Raw genomic sequence first — 15,715 nt, forward strand, 5'->3', positions numbered from 1 at the left:
GGGCCTTTGTGTCCCTGTTGTGTACGGCCGGTGAAAGCTGGTCAGGCGCCCGGGAAATGCCCGTCTTTGACGGCGTCGGTGAAGGCGGCCCAGGCGGTCGCGGGGAAGACGGCCGCGGCGCCATGGGGGACCTCGCCGTCACGGACGGGGACGGGGACGGGGGCGGGGTGGTTGTCGCAGACCTCCATCTCTTCCTCGCCGCCCAGCCTGATTCCGCAGCGTCACCCTGCCTGTGCGAACAGTGAAGGCGCCCAGCCCGCTTCGCCCATGCGCGAGAATGGCGCCATGAGTCTGTTCCGCGACGACGGCATCGTGCTGCGCACCCAGAAGCTGGGTGAGGCGGACCGGATCATCACGCTGCTCACCCGGGGTCACGGCAGGGTCCGTGCGGTGGCCCGTGGGGTGCGGCGGACGAAGTCGAAGTTCGGGGCGCGGCTGGAGCCGTTCTCGCATGTCGATGTGCAGTTCCATGCGCGCGGCAGCGAGCTGATCGGGCGCGGGCTGCCACTGTGTACGCAGAGCGAGACGATCGCGGCGTACGGCGGAGGGATCGTCACCGACTACGCCCGCTACACGGCCGGGACGGCCATGCTGGAGACCGCCGAGCGGTTCACCGACCACGAGGGCGAGCCCGCCGTGCAGCAGTATCTGCTGCTGGTCGGTGGGCTGCGGACGCTGGCCCGCGGGGAGCACGAGCCGCATCTGGTGCTGGATGCGTTCCTGCTGCGCTCGCTCGCCGTCAACGGCTATGCGCCGAGCTTCGACAGCTGCGCACGGTGCGGGCTGCCCGGCCCCAACCGGTTCTTTTCGGTCGCGTCGGGCGGGGTGACCTGTGGCGACTGCCGGGTGCCGGGGAGCGTCGTACCCTCCTCTGAGGCCATTGGACTCCTGAGTGCGCTGCTGACCGGCGACTGGGAGACCGCGGACGCCTGTGAGGCCCGTCATGCCCGGGAGGGCAGCGGGCTCGTCACGGCGTATCTGCACTGGCATCTGGAGCGGGGCCTGCGCTCTCTCCGGTACGTAGAGAAATAGCGAAAACGACCATCCTCAAGGCGAAACGCCCTCAAGACATATAGGAGACGTGGGCCGCATGGCACGACGCGGGATTCTGGGCCGTAATCGACGTGAGTACGTGACGCCCGAGCCGCACCCTTCCGGTGCGCGGCCGCCGAAGATCCCCGGTGAGCTCGTCCCGAACCATGTGGCGGTCGTCATGGACGGCAACGGCCGGTGGGCCAAGGAGCGCGGGCTGCCGCGCACCGAGGGCCACAAGGTCGGCGAGGGCGTCGTCCTGGACGTCCTCAAGGGCTGCATCGAAATGGGCGTGAAGAACCTTTCGCTGTACGCCTTCTCGACGGAGAACTGGAAGCGGTCGCCCGACGAGGTCCGCTTCCTGATGAACTTCAACCGCGATGTGATCCGGCGGCGCCGTGACGAGATGGACGCGCTGGGTATCCGTATCCGCTGGGTCGGGCGGATGCCGAAGCTGTGGAAGTCGGTCGTGCAGGAGCTCCAGATCGCCCAGGAGCAGACCAAGAACAATGACGCGATGACGCTGTATTTCTGCGTGAATTACGGCGGCCGGGCCGAGATCGCGGACGCGGCGGCGGCCATCGCGGCGGATGTGCGGGCCGGAAAGCTGGACCCGTCGAAGGTCAACGAGAAGACCATCGCGAAGTACATGTACTACCCGGACATGCCGGATGTGGACCTTTTCGTGCGGCCGTCGGGTGAGCAGCGGACCTCGAACTACCTGATCTGGCAGAGCGCGTACGCCGAGATGGTGTTCCAGGACATTCTGTGGCCGGACTTCGACCGGCGGAACCTGTGGGAGGCGTGCCTGGAGTACGCCAAGCGGGACCGCAGGTTCGGTGCGGCGCCGGAGCCGGAGGGCCGGACGGCTACCTGAGGGCGACGCCCGACGGGCCAGGGCCATGCGTACGGGCCGCCTCCGATGACCGGAGGCGGCCCGTACGCATGGCTGTCCGTGCTGCCGGCTACTGCTTCGCGGCGGTCCGGGCGGCGGCGCACTCGCCGCAGGTCCCGAAGATCTCGATGGTGTGCGCGACGTCCTGGAAGCCGTGCTCCCGGGCGATCTGGTCGGCCCACTTCTCCACCGCGGGGCCCTCGACCTCGACGGCCTTGCCGCAGGCCCGGCACACCAGGTGGTGGTGGTGATCGTCGGTGCTGCACCGGCGGTAGACCGCCTCGCCTTCGCTGGTGCGCAGCACATCGACCTCACCGGCGTCGGCGAGGGACTGCAGCGTCCGGTAGACGGTGGTCAGCCCGACGGAGTCGCCCTTGTGCTTGAGCATGTCGTGCAGCTCCTGCGCACTGCGGAACTCGTCGACCTCGTCGAGTGCGGCCGACACCGCGGTCCGCTGCCGCGTCGACCGGCCGCGTACCGGAGATCCCGCGCTCGTCGCCACCGTTGCCTCCCTAGGACGTCAGGACTTCCCCCTGCACGTGCGTCCCGCCATTGTGCCAGGTGATGACCGGCTCCCCGGTGAGACGCTTACCCGTACACGCATCTGTCTGCCGACGGTGGTGCGCCGGCACCCCTTTGCCCGTCCTCACCCGGTCACACTCACATCGTCGGCGACGGTGCGGTCGCCGGGTACCTCCAGAGTGCACCCCTTCGAGGCCTCTGCGGCAGCCCTTGCACGCTTTTTCGCGAGCGGCGCGGCGAGCCCGGTGAAGAGCACGAACACCCCGATGGCGAACAGCACGATGGTCGCGCCGGACGGGACGTCCACGTAGTACGAGGTGGTGGTGCCCGTCAGGGTGACCGCGACACCGATCGCCACCGCCACCGAGAAGGTCACCGCGAAGCTGCGGCTGATCTGCTGGGCGGCCGCGACCGGGATCACCATCAGGGCGCTGACCAGCAGCAGACCGACGACGCGCATGGCGACGGTGACGGTGACCGCGGCGGTGACGGCGACCAGCAGATTGAGCAGCCGCACCGGCAGGCCCGTCACCCGGGCGAACTCCTCGTCCTGGCACACCGCGAACAGCTGCCGGCGCAGGCCGATCGTGATCGCCAGCACCAGGGCGGCCAGCACATAGATCGTCGTCATGTCCTGCGGCGAGACGGTGGTGATCGAGCCGAAGAGGTAGGTGCCGAGGTTGGCGTTGGAGCCCGCGTCGGAGAGGTTCATCAGCATCACGCCGCCCGCCATACCGCCGTAGAACAGCATGGCCAGGGCGAGGTCGCCGCGGGTCTTGCCGTACCAGCGGATCAGCTCCATCACGACGGAGCCGGCGATGGCGACGGCGGTGGCGACCCAGATGGGGCTGGTGTTCAGCAGGAAGCCGAGGCCGACGCCGGTGAGCGCGACATGGCCGATGCCGTCGCCCATCAGGGCCTGGCGGCGCTGAACGAGGTAGATGCCGATGGCGGGGGCGGTGACGCCGACGATCAGGGCGGCGATCAGGGCCCGCTGCATGAAGGCGTAGTTCAGGATTTCCATGTCGGTCGACCTCGCGAAAGGGAGCCGGTGCTCGGGTGTCGGCTGGGGGTGCGGGGGTCGTCCCCCGAAGATCGCGGCATCAGCTCAGCAGCCCCGTCCGGACCGGTTCAGCGGCCGGGTCGGCGTGCGGGTGGACATGGTCGTGGCCGGGCAGCGCATGCTGGCCCACGGCCTCGGGCGGCGGGCCGTCGTGGACGACGCAGCCGTCCCGCAGCACCACCGCGCGGTCGATCAGCGGCTCCAGCGGGCCCAGCTCGTGCAGCACCAGCAGGACCGTGGCGCCGCGGCCGACCTGTTCGCGCAGGGCGGCGGCGAGCACCTCCTGGCTGGCCAGGTCGACGCCGGCCATCGGCTCGTCCATGATCAGCAGTTCCGGTTCGCCGGCCAGCGCACGGGCGATCAGCACCCGCTGATGCTGGCCGCCGGACAGCGCGTCGACGGAGTCCTTGGCGCGGTCGGCCATGCCGACCAGCTCCAGCGCCCGGTGCACCGCGGCCCGGTCGGCCTTGCGCAGGATGCCCAGCTTCGTACGGGCCAGCCGGCCGGCCGTGACGACCTCGCGGACCGTGGCGGGCACGCCGCCGGCCGCGGTGGTGCGCTGCGGGACATAGCCGATCCGGGCCCAGTCCCTGAACCGCCGGAACTCCGTACCGAAGAGGGTCAGCTCACCGCCGGTGAGCGGGACCTGGCCGATCACGGAGCGTACGGCGGTGGACTTGCCGGAGCCGTTGGCACCGAGCAGCGCGACGACCTCACCGGACCGCACGGTGAGGTCGACACCGCGCAGCACGGGACGGGCGCCCAGCGAGGCGTTCGCCCCGCGCAGGTCGATCACCGGCTGGGTGGGCGGCTGGTTCATGGAGGCCTCCGTCACGTGCGGTGCGGTGTCCGTCACTTGCTGCCGAGCGCCTTCTGCAGCGCGGCGAGGTTGGCCCGCTGGACGCCGAAGTAGTCCTTGCCGCGGGACTTGGCGTTGATCCCCTCCAGCGGGTCGAGGACATCGGTCTTCAGATGGAGATCGCCGGCCAGGGCCTTGGCGGTGGCCGGGTTGGCGATCGTCTCGAAGAAGACCGTGGAGACGTGGTGATCCTTGGCGAGGGTGTGCAGGTCCCTGATGCGCTTGGCGCTGGGCTCGGCCTCCGGGTCGAGTCCGCTGATGGCCTCCTCGGTGAGGCCGTAGCGCTCGGCGAGGTAGCCGAAGGCCGCGTGGGTGGTGAGGAAGGTGTCGGACGTGCGCTTGTTCAGCCCGTCCTTGAAGTCCTTGTCCAGCCCCTCCAGCTTCTTCACCAGGGCGTCGGTGTTCTTCTGGTAGTCGGCCTTGTGCTTCGGGTCGGCCTTGGCGAGGGTCTTGTTGACGCCCTTGGCGACCTCGGCGTACTTCACCGGGTCGAGCCAGAGGTGCGGGTCCTTGCCGCCCTCGGACTCCGAGTGCGAGTGGTTGTCGCCGGTGGTGTGGTGGTGGCCGTCGACCTCGGTGCCGTGCTCTTCGAGGGAGGTGAGGGAGGCCGCGTCGGCGACGTTCTTGACGCCGGACTGCTCCACGGCGTCGTCCACGGCGGGCTGCAGGCCCTTGAGGTAGACGATCGCGCCGGACTCGCCGAGCTGGGCGGTCTGCTGCGGGGAGAGCTCCAGGTCGTGCGGCTCGACCCCCGGCTTGGTGAGGTCGGTCACCTCGACGTGCTTCCCGCCGATCTGCCGGGCGAGGAATTCCATGGGGTAGAAGGACGCTGTCACCTTCAGCTTGCCGTCCTCGGTGCGGGCGCCGCCGGAGGGGGAGCAGGCGGAGAGGGCCAGCAGGCCGAGCGCCGAGACTCCGGCGAGGGTCGCGGTGGATATGGGACGGCGTATGTTCATGACACTCATTTTCAACAAAGTTGGAAACGATTGTCAACAACGGATGGGCCGGTGTGAGCGGTGCGACAGTGGGCCGGAACCGATTTGATCCAGGGGGTACGGCCGCCGGTACCCTGAACTATTCGCCCGGCCGTCTTTTGACCAGCACCCCTCATTGAGACGCTAGGGCGCCGCCCATCCATCGTTCGTCGTCGTAATGAAGAGAGCACCGTGGCCGCCGACAAGATCGATACCATCGTCAGCCTGAGCAAGCGCCGTGGCTTCGTCTATCCGTGCAGTGAGATCTACGGCGGCTCCCGCGCTGCCTGGGACTACGGTCCGCTGGGCGTCGAGCTCAAGGAGAACATCAAGCGTCAGTGGTGGCGCGCCATGGTCACCTCGCGCGAAGACGTCGTCGGTCTCGACTCGTCGGTGATCCTGGCCCCCGAGGTCTGGCAGGCGTCCGGCCACGTCGCCACCTTCACCGACCCGCTCACCGAGTGCACCTCCTGCCACAAGCGCTTCCGCGCGGACCACCTGGAGGAGGCGTACGAGGCCAAGCACGGACGGCTTCCCGAGAACGGCCTCGCCGACGTCAACTGCCCCCACTGCGGCAACAAGGGCGGCTTCACCGAGCCCAAGCAGTTCTCCGGCCTGCTCTCCACCCACCTCGGCCCGTCCCAGGACACCGCCTCGGTCGCCTACCTGCGCCCCGAGACCGCGCAGGGCATCTTCACCAACTTCGCCCAGGTGCAGCAGACTTCCCGCAAGAAGCCGCCGTTCGGCATCGCGCAGATGGGCAAGTCCTTCCGCAACGAGATCACGCCCGGCAACTTCATCTTCCGGACCCGTGAGTTCGAGCAGATGGAGATGGAGTTCTTCGTCAAGCCGGGCGAGGACGAGAAGTGGCAGGAGTACTGGATGGCGGAGCGGTGGAACTGGTACCGCGACCTCGGCATCCGCGAGGAGAACATCCGCTGGTACGAGCACCCGGCCGAGAAGCTCTCGCACTACTCCAAGCGCACCGCTGACATCGAGTACCGCTTCAACTTCGGCGGCACCGAGTTCTCCGAGCTGGAGGGCGTGGCCAACCGCACCGACTACGACCTGTCGGCGCACGCCAAGGCCTCCGGCCAGGACCTCTCCTACTTCGACCAGGAGGCCGGCGAGCGCTGGACTCCGTACGTCATCGAGCCGGCGGCCGGTGTGAACCGCGCGATGCTCGCCTTCATGCTCGACGCGTACATCGAGGACGAGGCGCCCAACGCCAAGGGCAAGATGGAGAAGCGCACCGTCATGCGGCTCGACCCGCGCCTGGCGCCGGTCAAGGTCGCGGTGCTGCCGCTGTCCCGCAACCCGCAGCTGTCGCCGAAGGCGAAGGGGCTGGCCACGGACCTGCGCAAGAACTGGAACATCGAGTTCGACGACGCGGGCGCGATCGGCCGCCGCTACCGCCGCCAGGACGAGATCGGCACGCCGTTCTGCGTCACCGTCGACTTCGACACCCTCGACGACAACGCGGTGACCGTGCGTGAGCGCGACACCATGAAGCAGGAGCGGGTCAGCCTGGACCAGATCCAGGCCTACCTGGGCGCGCGACTGCTGGGCTGCTAGTCCCGCGCGGGGCGGCGCCGGTCTCTCTGGGACGGTGCCCCACCTGTGCCCTGTGACCTCAAGCGCCGGTCGGGCTCGGAACTTCCGGGCCGGGCCGGCGCTTTTGTGCGGGGGTGGTGGGTGGGGCTGCTGTTGGGCGGGGAACGCTGACGGGTGGCGTGGGGGCTTGCTCGCCGGGGATGCGTGGTGGGGGCGCTTGCTGGGGGATACGCGGTGGGGGCGCTCGCTGTGGGGGCTGCTCGCCGGGGGCGCGCTCGCTGTGGGAACCGCTCGCCGAGGGGCGCTCGTCGTGGGGGCTGATCGCCATGGCGTCGGGACGGGGCAGCGGGAATGCCTCCCAGCGCCCCCACGTTGTGGCCCGCAGGGGGCCCTCGCCACCCCTACGGGTTCTGTTCGGCCGCGCCCTAGGTTCTCCGCGGCGCCGGTTCCCTAGCTCTTCCGCTTCGGGCACGTGGCGAGCACCGCGCACAGGGCCGCCAGGGGCAGTTCGGCTCCGACTGCCATGGCGACGGCGGTGGCCAGTTCCGTGCCGGGGGCGGCGGTGGCCAGGTCGAGGCAGGCGTCGGCGAGGAGGAGGACGGCCGCGGCGGCCGCGGGGGCGCGGTGCCGGGAGTCGCCGCGCAGCAGGCGGGTGCCGGTGGCGAGGAGCGCGACGGCCTCCAGGGCGTCGAGGGCGATCCAGGCGACGGCCTCGGCGGGCGGAAGGGTGCCGGCGAGGTAGCCGAGCCAGGGGAGAAGGATGAGGCCCGCGCCGGTCAGGATCCTGCCCTGCCACCGGCGTCCGGTGCCGATTCGCGCCGGGGCGCAGGAGACCGCGCGGAGAGGGTAACTGCCACGGGTGACCGGGGAGTTGAAGGCGATGAGGGCCATGGAAAGGTTCTCTTTCGGAGTGGCGAACCCGGCCGTCGGGCTCGTGATCAACACTCCGGTTTCCGGTGCCCGCCGTCAGTAACGCCGCTGTCCGACTTGGGGTGGCACCAGCTACACCCCCGGAACGGACACTGCTGTCATGGCCGCTGCACCACCGGCCCCATACGGTGTGATCATGACCGTCCCACCCCGGTTGCGCCGGGCCCTCGTCCGCATGCGGCGCGACCTCGCCTTCGTCGCCGCCGGGGTGCCGCTGCACCTCGTCCCGGCGCTGCTGTCCTGGTGGGCCGTTTCCCTGCTGGCCGACACGGTGAACGGGGTCTCCTCCGAGGCTCCCGTGGAGCTGATCGCCCCGCTGACCCTGCTGGTCATCGCCGGATACGGGTTCACCGAGGCGCAGCGCCGGCGGTTCCGGGCGATATGCGGGGTGGAGCTGCCGCGGCTGCGGTTCAGGGAGGCCAAGCGGCAGTTCGGCTACAACTTGCTGATCGGCCCGCTGCTCGGAGTGCTGGAACTCCTGCTGCTGACGCTGCTGTTGGCGGCGTCGGCCGCGGCGCTGGTGCTGGTGTGGGTGTGGCTCGTTCCGCCGCAGTGGCGCCGCGGGCACCCCGGCTACACCGTCCCCGGCGCCTATCTCACCGTGCTGGGGCTGGTGGCACTCGCCGTGATACCGGGTCTGGCCGCGGGGCTCGGCCGGCTGGAGATCCTGGTCGGACGGGCGGTGCTGGGTGTGAGCCGGTCCGAGGAACTGGCGCGGCGGGTCGAGGACCTCACCGAGAGCCGGGCCGGTGCGGTGGACGCCGCCGACGCCGAACGGCGGCGGATCGAGCGGGATCTGCACGACGGCGCACAGCAGCGGCTGGTGTCCCTCGCGCTGAACCTCGGACTCGCCAAGGCGACCCTCACGGATCTGCCGCCGCAGGCGCAGCAGGTCATCGACGCCGCGCACCGCGAGGCGAAGGACGCGATCGAAGAGCTCAACAATCTGGTGCGGGGACTGCATCCGGCCGTTCTGGACGAACTGGGGCTGGATGCCGCGCTGTCGGGGCTCGCGGCCCGCGCGCCGCTGCCCGTACGGCTGCGGGTGGACCTTCCGGCGGATCTGCCGCAGCGCACGGCGCCGGCCATCGAGGCGGTCGCCTACTTCGTCGTCTCCGAGGCGCTGACGAATATCGCCAAGCATGCGCGGGAGGCGACCCGGGCGGAGGTGACGGTCACCCGGCTCGGCGGGATACTCCGGGTGGTGATCGCCGATGACGGTATGGGCGGCGCCGATCCGGCCAGGGGGAGCGGCTTGAAGGGGCTCGCCCAGCGCGTGCGCTCCGTGGACGGAACGTTCCGGATGAGCAGCCCCGTGGGGGGCCCGACCATGATGAGCGTGGAGCTGCCGTGCCCGATGTGAGGCGTGCCGTGATCGCCGAGGACTCCGTTCTGCTGCGGATCGGGCTGGTCAAGGTGGTGGAGATGGCCGGGTTCGAGGTGGCGGCCGAGGCGGGGGACGCGCAGGGGCTGCTGGCGGCGGTCGAGGAGCACCGGCCGGAACTCTCGGTGGTGGATGTCCGGATGCCGCCGGGCTTCACGGACGAGGGCGTGCGGGCGGCATTGGCGATCCGGCAGAAGTGGCCCGGCACCGCGGTGTTGATGCTCTCCCAGTACGTCGAGGAGCGGTACGCGGCCGATCTGCTGGCGACGAACACCAGCGGCGTGGGCTATCTGCTCAAACAGCGGGTCGCGGATGTCGAGGAGTTCATCGAGGCGCTGCGGAGGGTGGCGGCCGGCGGCACCGCGCTCGACCCGCAGGTCGTCGCCCAGCTGCTGGTGCGCCGGGCGAGCGATCCACTGGAGCGGCTGACGGCCCGAGAACGGGAGGTTCTCGCCCTGATGGCCGAGGGTCGCTCCAACGCGGGCATCGCCGCACAACTGGTGGTGAGCGAGAGCGCGGTCGCCAAGCACATCAACAACATCCTCGCCAAGCTGGACCTGCCGAAGGCGGACGCCGACCACCGCCGGGTGCTGGCGGTGCTGCATTTCCTGGGGGTGGGGGGTTAGGGGTCGTTCGGGCCTGGCTGCTGGCTGCTGGCTGCTGGTTGGTGGGGTGCTGGTGCTGGTGCTGGTGCTGGTCGGTGGGGTGGGCCCCCTGGGCGAGTGGTGGGGCTTGGTCGGGAGGCGGGCCTTGGCATGGGGTGGGGCGGGCCAGGTCGTGGGTGGGGCGGGCCCCGTATCTGCCGGACCTGACGCCCGTCTTGCGGTCGCTGACCGCATGTGCTCACCGATCGCATCTGAACCACCCGGCTGGGTGCGGGCGGAGGGCCGTCAGTGTCAGTGCCATGGGCTATAGGTGGTGACCATGACCTCAACTCCTGTGCACTGGAAGCTCGTCGTCGACGCTCACGACCCACACGCCCAGGCCGACTTCTGGGCGGCTGCGCTCGGCTACGAGGTCGAGGACCACAGCGCCCTGATCGCCAAGCTCCTCGACCTCGGTGCCATCCCGTCCGAGATCCTCCTCGACCACCACGATCGGCGCGCCTGGCGGGACGCGGCGGCGGTACGTCACCCCGACGACCCGTATGACGCGGAGAGCGGCGCGGGACTGGGGCGTCGGCTGCTCTTCAACCGGGTACCGCCGTCGGAGAAGAAGACGTCCAAGAATCGCCTGCATATCGACCTGCACGGTCCCGCGGGCCAGCGGGACACAGAGGTTGAGCGCCTCCGTGCCCTCGGCGCCGGGACCCAGCGCCACGTCGCGGAACAGGGCGGCGAGTGGGTGGTCATGACGGACCCGGAAGGTAACGAGTTCTGCGTGCACTAGCCTCCCAGGGCCGCCGAGCACGCCCTCGAAGTGCGCCCGCTGCGCTCCTCCAGGAAAACCGGCCGCATTCGCCGGCTGAACACATCGGAACTGCTCATCTAGTCTTCCGGGAGCCCAGCCACCAGAAGGTCCGCAGGAGGAACCGCCCATGGCAACGCCGACACCGGGGCAGCCCGTCCGTGGCTCGGCCACGGGGCGGCCGCTCATGGCCGCGCTCGATCTGTTCGGCCGGCGGTGGAGTCTGCGCATCGTGTGGGAGCTGAAGGAAGGCGCCCTGGGCTTCCGTACCCTTCAGCAACGGTGCGACAACATGTCCTCCAGCGTGCTGCGCCAACGCCTTCTGGAACTGGTCGAGGCGTGCCTGGTCGAGCAGACCCCCGAGGGCCAGTACGTCCTCACCGCACTCGGCGAGGACGCCCACCGGGCCCTTCGCCCCCTCGCCTGCTGGTCGGAGGGGTGGGCCGCGGAGCTGTCCGAGCGCTCCCGTGCGACCGGCCAGGAATCCCCCTGAGCGTCCCGTGCGACCGGCCAGGAATCCCCCTGAGCGTCCCGTGCGGCCGGCCAGGAATTGCCCTGAGCGTCCCGTGCCGCACGGTGCCGGAGGCCGGCCCGGGGCGTGCCTCCGTTGGGCCCGATCTGCGGCGTACGGCGGTGGGGCCCGATCTGCGGCGTACGGTCGTTGAGCCCGGCCCGCGGCGTACGGCGGCGCCGGGTGGCTCGTTACGGAAGCGTGGGGCCGCTCTCGGTAGGGTCGGCCCACGTATCGGATACGGAGGAGCCATGAGAGCCCTGCAGACCGTCACGCTCCTGGTGGCGACGCTCGGTGCGGGCCTGATGGCCGGCCTGTTCGCCGCCTTTGCCTATGCGGTGATGCCCGGACTTGCCCGCTCTGCCGACCGCACCTTCGTACAGGCCATGCAGAACATCAACCGGGCCATCATCAACGGCTGGTTCCTGCTCCCCTTCCTGCTGCCGATCCCGCTGCTCCTCCTCGCCACTGTCCTGGCCTGGAACGGCCATGGGCGGGTGGCCCTGCCCTGGATCCTCGCCGCGCTGGCGCTCTACCTGGTGGGCTTCTTCGTCACCAGCGGGGCCAACGTCCCGCTCAACAACGCCCTCGACAAGGCCGATACAGGAGACGACGACCGGGCCGAGGCCGCCAGGGCCGCCTTCGAGGGCCGCTGGGTCACCTGGAACCTCGTCCGCGCCTTCCTCCACACCGTTGCCTTCGGCGTTCTCGCCTGGGCCCTCTTTCTGCACGGCACGGCAGCAGGCACGACGTAGCGGCCGGCGGTGTGCTGTTCAGGCAGCCCTGCTCGGGCCGCCGTTCTCGGGCCTCCGCCGTTCTCGGGCCTCCGTGCTCAGGTCTGCGTGCGCAGGCCCCGCAGGACCAGGTCGCGGACGGCCTCGAAGTCGGCGGTGATCTCGGGGCGGGACCACTCTGGGGCGTAACACGGGTCGTGGAAACGGCCGGTGGCGTCGAAGACCGCGCGGGCGGTGGTGGCGGGGGAGGGGGTGTGGAAGTCGCCCTGGCTGACGCCGGCTTCGATGATGGAGGTGAGCTGGGCTTCGAGGTCGGTGATGTGGCGGTCGACCACGCCGCCGCTCTCTCCGATCAACGTCATATAGGTGGCGAACAGTTCGGGATCGTCGCCGGCCTTGTGCCGCTTGGCCTCGAAAAGAGCGGTCAGCCAGCGGTCCAGCCGCTCGGGAGCCGGTCCTTCCGTCGTGACGATGACCGACAGTTCCTTGCTCGTACGGTCCAGCCAGCGCTCCGTGACCGCCTCCCGCAGCGCCGTCTTCGTACGGAAGTGGCGGTAGACGCTGCCATGGCTGACGCCCAGGGCCCGCGCCACATCCACGACCGTGGCCTTGGCCGGCCCGTAGCGGCGCAGCACCTCCTCGGTGGCTTCGAGGATGCGCTCTGGGGTCAACGTCTCGGGCGGCATGGGGCGGGTCGGCCTTTCGGGAGAGCGGGTGGTCACGGGGCCGGGAGGGCGTGGGGACGGTGGTACGTACGGACGGTACCTGGCCGTGCCCCGTAACCGCTGCGGTGGCCCAGTGGCCCGGTAGCCGCGTGGCCCTGTGGCGACACCGCCCCCGTGGTCACCCGGGCCGGTGGCGACGCCTCCCAGCCGTGACGCTTCCCCAGTGCTCCGCCTCCCCGGTCGTCAGTGCTCGCTGTCCAGGTGGGCCATCTGTTCGCTGGGGTAGCGGTCGCCGGCGGCGGCCCCGGCCGGGACGGCCTGCTCTATCGCGGTCAGGTCGTCGGCGTCCAGAGTGACGTCCAGGGCACCGAGGGCCTCGGTCAGCCGGTCGCGGCGGCGGGCGCCGATCAGCGGGACGATGTCCTCGCCGCGGGAGAGCATCCAGGCGATGGCGGTCTGCGCGACCGAGACGCCCTTCTGTTCGGCGATCTTGCGCAGCGCGTCCACCAGGTCGAGATTGCGGTCGAGGTTCTCGCCCTGGAAGCGCGGGCTCATGCCGCGGAAGTCATTCGCGGCCAGCTTGCGGTCGCGGGTGAAGTGGCCGCTGATCAGGCCGCGGGACAGGACCCCATAGGCGGTGATGCCGATGCCCAGTTCGCGGGCGGTCGGCAGGATCGCCTCCTCGATGCCGCGGGAGATGAGGGAGTACTCGATCTGGAGGTCGGCGATCGGGGCCACGGCGGCGGCCCGGCGCAGGGTCTGCGCGCCCACCTCGGACAGGCCGATGTGGCGGACATGTCCGGCCTCGACCAGCTCGGCGATGGCGCCGACGGTCTCCTCGATCGGGACGTCCGGATCCACCCGGGCGATCCGGTAGATGTCGATGTGGTCGGCGCCCAGGCGCTGGAGGGAGTACGCGGCGAAGTTCTTCACCGCGTTCGGTCGGCCGTCATAGCCGGTGAAGTGGCCCTCGACGGTGCGCAGGGCGCCGAACTTCACGCTGATCTGCGCCTTTTCGCGAGCCGCCGCGGAGGCGGTGCGCAGGGCTTCGTTGATCAGCAGTTCGTTGTGTCCCATGCCGTAGAAGTCGCCGGTGTCGAGCAGGGTGATGCCCGCGTCGAGGGCGGTGTGAAGGGTGGCGAGGGATTCGCCGCGGTCGCTGTCGCCGTAGAGGGCGGACATGCCCATGCAGCCGAGGCCGAGGGCGGAGGTCTGCGGGCCGGTGGTGCCCAGGGTGCGGGTCTGCACTGCGTGCTCCTGGAGGTGAGAGAAGGAGGGTGGCTGAGGGGACGGGAAACGGCTGCCGTGCATTCACCATGACATGACGGCTGACAGATTTCAATATCTGTCAGCCGTCATGTGGATCGGGCGTCGGACATCGGGCGGGGCGGACGCCCGATCGTCTGCCGTCGCCTCTCACCGCCTGCCGTCGTCTCTCACCGTCTGCCGTCGCCCGTCGCCCGTCGCCCGTCGCCTGCCGTCGCCTGTGAGCCGTGCCCGGGGTTTCTTGCTCCTCGCCTCAGCGCAGGGCCAGTTCAGCCCAGGGCCAGTTCAGCCCAGGTCAGGGCACCTCAGTGCACGGTGCGTGGCAGGCGCAGGGCGAGCAGCGTCGTGCCCGCGACGATCGCCAGTTGCGTCAGCAGCGCGGTGAGCAGGGCGTCGCGGATGCCGACGGACGGCATCAGAGAGAGGAAGAGGGTGCCGAGAGTGGCCACGCCCAGGGCGAGGCCGGACTGCTGGGTGGTGACCAGGACGCCGCCGCCCACGCCCGCCTGCGTCACCGGCAGTTCGCTCAGCACGATGCGCATCAGTACCGGCATCACCATGCCCTGTCCGATGCCCAGTACGGCCATGCTCGGCGCGAGGCCGGCCACCGATATCCCGGGCCAGCCCGCGTGCACGGTCAGCGCCAGCAGGACCAGCCCGGTGCCCTGGATCAGTGAACCGGCGATCACCACCCGCCGCCCGAACCGCAGCACCAGCCGCGGACCGGCGAGGGAGGCGAGGAAGAAGGTGACGCACATCGGCGCCAGGGACAGCCCGGCCGCGAACGGGCCGAAGTGCAGGCCGCTTTGGAGGGCGACCGCCACCACGAACATGAAGCCGCCGAAGCCCAGCGTGAACGGAACGAGCATGAGGAGTCCGCTGTTCACGGAGGGGATGCGCAGCAGCGAGGGCGGGACCAGCGGCGTGTGGCCGCGGCGTTCGGCCCGGCGCTCGAACAGCACGAACGCGGTGGCGGCAAAGGGGAAGACGGCCAGCAGGAGCCAGGACCACAGGGGCCAGCCGGCCGCCCGGCCCTCGGTCAGCGGCAGCAGCAGGGTGATCAGGGTGGCGGCGAGCAGTGCGGTGCCGGGTCCGTCCACCCGGGCCGGGTGCGGGGAGCGGGTCTCGGGGACCGTACGGGCGGCCAGCAGCCAGGCCGCGGCGGTCATCGGGACGTTCACCAGGAAGACCGCGCGCCAGCCGGTGCCCGCCAGGTCGACGGAGACCAGCAGCCCGCCGAGCACCTGGCCGACGGCGCTGGACACTCCGGCGGTGCCGCCGTACAGGCTGACGGCCTTGGCGCGCCGCTTGCCGGTGGTCGTCGCCTGGATGGTGGCCAGCACCTGCGGCAGCAGCAGTGCGGCCGCGGCGCCCTGGGCGACCCGGGCGGCCACCAGCGTCCAGGCGTCCGGCGCCAGACCGCAGGCCAGCGAGGTCAGCCCGAAGGCGGCCAGGCCCCACAGGAACAGCCGGCGGCGGCCGACCATGTCGCCGAGCCGGCCGCCGAGGACCAGCAGCATTGCGTAGGCGACGCCGTAACCGGCCACCACCATCTCCAGCATCGCCGGGCCCGCGTGCAGATCGTGGTCGATGGTCGGCAGCGCGACATTGACGATGAAGAAGTCGATCAGGGGGAGGGCCGCGCCCAGCAGTACGGTCAGCAGGCCGAGCGGGGTCAGCACGGTCGGAGTCCGCTGCTGCTGTGGGGCGGGGCCGGGTGCGGCCGGCGCCTCCGGGGTCGCCGGGGCGTCCGGGAACGCGGCCTCCGGGGCGGTGGCCGGGGCCCCCAATGGCACGGCCGGGGCTTCCGGGGTGGTCGTCTGTGCTCGGATATCGCTCACGGGTTCGACGATCGTCGACCGCTCACCCGGGTACCAGAGTGTTCTTATCCTGGTACCAGTGCTACCTGGCAACGGGCT

General features: G+C 70.4%; 17 protein-coding genes. 8 read left to right on the plus strand and 9 right to left on the minus strand.

Annotated features, from left to right (window positions below; all coding sequences use genetic code 11):
- Nucleotides 1-41: 41 nt before the first annotated feature.
- Nucleotides 42-188, minus strand: a complete 147-nt coding sequence (locus tag SLV14N_RS27095) for a DUF397 domain-containing protein (RefSeq protein ID WP_263271459.1) — start codon at nucleotides 186-188, stop codon at nucleotides 42-44.
- Between the two features lie 97 nt (nucleotides 189-285).
- Between SLV14N_RS27095 and recO the strand changes: the two genes are divergently transcribed.
- Together recO and SLV14N_RS27105 are read left to right on the plus strand one after the other, a co-directional pair.
- Nucleotides 286-1,032 carry a DNA repair protein RecO gene (gene recO / locus SLV14N_RS27100; RefSeq protein ID WP_026169380.1) on the plus strand — a complete coding sequence of 249 codons (747 nt, stop codon included), beginning with the start codon at nucleotides 286-288 and terminating at the stop codon, nucleotides 1,030-1,032.
- A 58-nt stretch (nucleotides 1,033-1,090) separates the two neighbouring features.
- On the plus strand, nucleotides 1,091-1,909 hold the full coding sequence (locus SLV14N_RS27105; protein ID WP_208684348.1) for an isoprenyl transferase: 819 nt from the start codon (nucleotides 1,091-1,093) through the stop codon (nucleotides 1,907-1,909).
- A gap of 88 nt (nucleotides 1,910-1,997) precedes the next feature.
- On the opposite strand, the gene SLV14N_RS27110 is transcribed toward SLV14N_RS27105, so the two are convergent.
- The 4 genes from SLV14N_RS27110 to SLV14N_RS27125 form a co-directional block, all read right to left on the minus strand.
- Complete coding sequence (locus SLV14N_RS27110; protein WP_127150776.1) at nucleotides 1,998-2,429, minus strand: Fur family transcriptional regulator; 432 nt, start codon at nucleotides 2,427-2,429, stop codon at nucleotides 1,998-2,000.
- A 144-nt stretch (nucleotides 2,430-2,573) separates the two neighbouring features.
- A complete protein-coding gene (locus SLV14N_RS27115; RefSeq protein ID WP_208684350.1) occupies nucleotides 2,574-3,473 on the minus strand; it encodes a metal ABC transporter permease in 900 nt (299 codons plus the stop codon).
- Between the two features lie 79 nt (nucleotides 3,474-3,552).
- Nucleotides 3,553-4,332 (minus strand): metal ABC transporter ATP-binding protein, encoded by a 780-nt coding sequence (locus tag SLV14N_RS27120; RefSeq protein WP_208684352.1) that lies wholly within the window; start codon nucleotides 4,330-4,332, stop codon nucleotides 3,553-3,555.
- Between the two features lie 32 nt (nucleotides 4,333-4,364).
- Nucleotides 4,365-5,327, minus strand: coding sequence for a metal ABC transporter substrate-binding protein (locus SLV14N_RS27125; RefSeq protein WP_208684354.1), 963 nt, complete (start codon nucleotides 5,325-5,327; stop codon nucleotides 4,365-4,367).
- A 210-nt stretch (nucleotides 5,328-5,537) separates the two neighbouring features.
- Here SLV14N_RS27125 and SLV14N_RS27130 point away from each other — a divergent pair, with 210 nt between their 5' ends.
- Nucleotides 5,538-6,920, plus strand: coding sequence for a glycine--tRNA ligase (locus SLV14N_RS27130; RefSeq protein ID WP_018088167.1), 1,383 nt, complete (start codon nucleotides 5,538-5,540; stop codon nucleotides 6,918-6,920).
- A gap of 429 nt (nucleotides 6,921-7,349) precedes the next feature.
- Here the strand turns inward: SLV14N_RS27130 and SLV14N_RS27135 are convergent, their stop codons facing one another.
- Nucleotides 7,350-7,790 (minus strand): hypothetical protein, encoded by a 441-nt coding sequence (locus SLV14N_RS27135; RefSeq protein WP_263271460.1) that lies wholly within the window; start codon nucleotides 7,788-7,790, stop codon nucleotides 7,350-7,352.
- Between the two features lie 175 nt (nucleotides 7,791-7,965).
- On the opposite strand from SLV14N_RS27135, the gene SLV14N_RS27140 reads away from it, so the two are divergent.
- The 5 genes from SLV14N_RS27140 (at nucleotide 7,966) to SLV14N_RS27160 (ending at nucleotide 11,886) form a co-directional block, all read left to right on the plus strand.
- The gene (locus SLV14N_RS27140) at nucleotides 7,966-9,192 is read left to right on the plus strand and encodes a sensor histidine kinase (RefSeq protein ID WP_263271461.1); all 1,227 of its coding nucleotides are present in this window, start codon (nucleotides 7,966-7,968) and stop codon (nucleotides 9,190-9,192) included.
- 8 nt (nucleotides 9,193-9,200) lie between these two features.
- The gene (locus tag SLV14N_RS27145) at nucleotides 9,201-9,839 is read left to right on the plus strand and encodes a response regulator transcription factor (protein WP_263273291.1); all 639 of its coding nucleotides are present in this window, start codon (nucleotides 9,201-9,203) and stop codon (nucleotides 9,837-9,839) included.
- 298 nt (nucleotides 9,840-10,137) lie between these two features.
- Complete coding sequence (locus SLV14N_RS27150; RefSeq protein WP_263271462.1) at nucleotides 10,138-10,602, plus strand: VOC family protein; 465 nt, start codon at nucleotides 10,138-10,140, stop codon at nucleotides 10,600-10,602.
- A 148-nt stretch (nucleotides 10,603-10,750) separates the two neighbouring features.
- Nucleotides 10,751-11,113: a helix-turn-helix domain-containing protein gene (locus SLV14N_RS27155; protein WP_208684362.1), complete on the plus strand. Its 363-nt coding sequence runs from the start codon at nucleotides 10,751-10,753 to the stop codon at nucleotides 11,111-11,113.
- Nucleotides 11,114-11,382: 269 nt separating this feature from the next.
- Nucleotides 11,383-11,886 carry a DUF1772 domain-containing protein gene (locus tag SLV14N_RS27160; protein WP_208684363.1) on the plus strand — a complete coding sequence of 168 codons (504 nt, stop codon included), beginning with the start codon at nucleotides 11,383-11,385 and terminating at the stop codon, nucleotides 11,884-11,886.
- 77 nt (nucleotides 11,887-11,963) lie between these two features.
- Here the strand turns inward: SLV14N_RS27160 and SLV14N_RS27165 are convergent, their stop codons facing one another.
- The 3 genes from SLV14N_RS27165 to SLV14N_RS27175 form a co-directional block, all read right to left on the minus strand.
- Nucleotides 11,964-12,551, minus strand: a complete 588-nt coding sequence (locus SLV14N_RS27165; RefSeq protein WP_263271463.1) for a TetR family transcriptional regulator — start codon at nucleotides 12,549-12,551, stop codon at nucleotides 11,964-11,966.
- Nucleotides 12,552-12,773: 222 nt separating this feature from the next.
- Nucleotides 12,774-13,778: an aldo/keto reductase gene (locus SLV14N_RS27170; protein WP_263271464.1), complete on the minus strand. Its 1,005-nt coding sequence runs from the start codon at nucleotides 13,776-13,778 to the stop codon at nucleotides 12,774-12,776.
- 323 nt (nucleotides 13,779-14,101) lie between these two features.
- Nucleotides 14,102-15,637, minus strand: coding sequence for an MFS transporter (locus SLV14N_RS27175; protein ID WP_263271465.1), 1,536 nt, complete (start codon nucleotides 15,635-15,637; stop codon nucleotides 14,102-14,104).
- Nucleotides 15,638-15,715 lie beyond the last annotated feature (78 nt).

The sequence above is a fragment of the Streptomyces sp. Je 1-4 4N24 genome, from assembly GCF_026239515.1.
Taxonomy (GTDB): Bacteria; Actinomycetota; Actinomycetes; order Streptomycetales; family Streptomycetaceae; genus Streptomyces; species Streptomyces nigrescens.